3 protein-coding genes are annotated in these 1,309 nt (G+C 70.8%); all 3 read left to right on the top strand.

Going from position 1 to position 1,309, the window contains the following annotated elements:
- Window positions 1-345, top strand: a 345-nt coding sequence (locus ACF061_RS39065; RefSeq protein ID WP_392271778.1) for a vitamin B12 dependent-methionine synthase activation domain-containing protein, incomplete at its 5' end; no start/stop codon positions are given.
- The gene (gene metF / locus ACF061_RS39060) at window positions 342-1,208 is read left to right on the top strand and encodes a methylenetetrahydrofolate reductase [NAD(P)H] (RefSeq protein WP_392271777.1); all 867 of its coding nucleotides are present in this window, start codon (window positions 342-344) and stop codon (window positions 1,206-1,208) included. The genes ACF061_RS39065 and metF, both read left to right, overlap by 4 nt.
- Window positions 1,198-1,309: adenosylhomocysteinase (locus ACF061_RS39055; protein WP_392271779.1), on the top strand; the 112-nt coding region annotated here is incomplete at its 3' end. The genes metF and ACF061_RS39055, both read left to right, overlap by 11 nt.

Raw genomic sequence — 1,309 nt, 5'->3', positions numbered from 1 at the left:
TCCTACCGCGACTACCTGGAACTGCACGGCCTGTCCGTCCAGCTCGCCGAAGCCCTCGCCGAGTACTGGCACGCACGCGTCCGCTCGGAACTGGGGATCGCCGCCGCCGACCCGGACTCGCTCGACGCCGTGCTCCGCACCGAGTACCAGGGCTGCCGCTACTCCCTGGGCTACCCGGCCTGCCCCGACCTGGAGGACCGCGTGAAGATCGCCGGTCTCCTGCGGTCCGAGCGGATCGGCGTGCACCTCTCCGAGGAGTTCCAGCTCCACCCCGAGCAGTCCACCGACGCCATCGTGACCCACCACCCGGAGGCGAACTACTTCAACGCCGGAGGACGACCATGACCCGCCCGCCGACCTTCTCCTTCGAGTTCTTCCCGCCGAAGACCGCCGCGGGTGAACGCGCCCTGTGGGACACGGTGCGCCGGGTGGAGCCGCTCGCGCCGGACTTCGTGTCCGTCACGTACGGCGCCGGCGGGTCCTCCCGGGACCGCACCGTCGACGTCACCCGGCGGATCGCCGCCGAGACCACGTTGCGTCCGGTGGCGCACCTGACGGCGGTCGGCCACTCGGTGGCCGAGCTGCGGCACATCGTCGCCACCTACGCGGACGCCGGCATCAGGGACGTGCTCGCCCTGCGCGGGGATCCGCCCGGCGACCCCAAGGGGCCCTGGATCCCGCGTCCGGACGGTTTCACCCACGCCTGCCAGCTGGTGGAACTGGTCCGCTCGCTGGGCGACTTCACCATCGGGGTGGCCGCCTTCCCGGAGCGGCATCCGCGCTCGGCCGACTGGCAGTCCGACATCCGGCACTTCGTGGCCAAGTGCCGGGCCGGCGCCGACTACGCGATCACCCAGATGTTCTTCGACGCGGAGGACTACCTGCGGCTGCGCGACCGCGTGACGGCCGCCGGCTGTGACATCCCGATCATCCCGGAGATCATGCCGGCCACCGACGTACGGCAGATCCGCCGCTTCGCCGAACTCAGCGACGCCGCCTTCCCCGAGGACCTGGCCCACCGGCTGGAGGCCGCCCGCGACGATCCGGCGGCCGGGTACCGCATCGGGGTGGAGCACGCCACGCGCATGGCCGAACGCCTGCTCGCCGAGGGGGCTCCCGGTCTGCACTACATCACCCTCAACAAGTCCACCGCGGCCCTGGACATCCACCGCGACGTCATGAGTTCAAGGAGCGCACATGTCAGCTGAGTTCACGGACTTCAAGGTCGCCGACCTGTCCCTGGCCGAGTTCGGCCGCAAGGAGATCACCCTCGCCGAGCACGAGATGCCGGGTCTGATGGCGATCCGTG

It is taken from the genome of Streptomyces sp. NPDC015220, assembly GCF_043079345.1.
Classification (GTDB): domain Bacteria; phylum Actinomycetota; class Actinomycetes; order Streptomycetales; family Streptomycetaceae; genus Streptomyces.
This window is presented reverse-complemented; position numbering and strand designations above follow the sequence as displayed.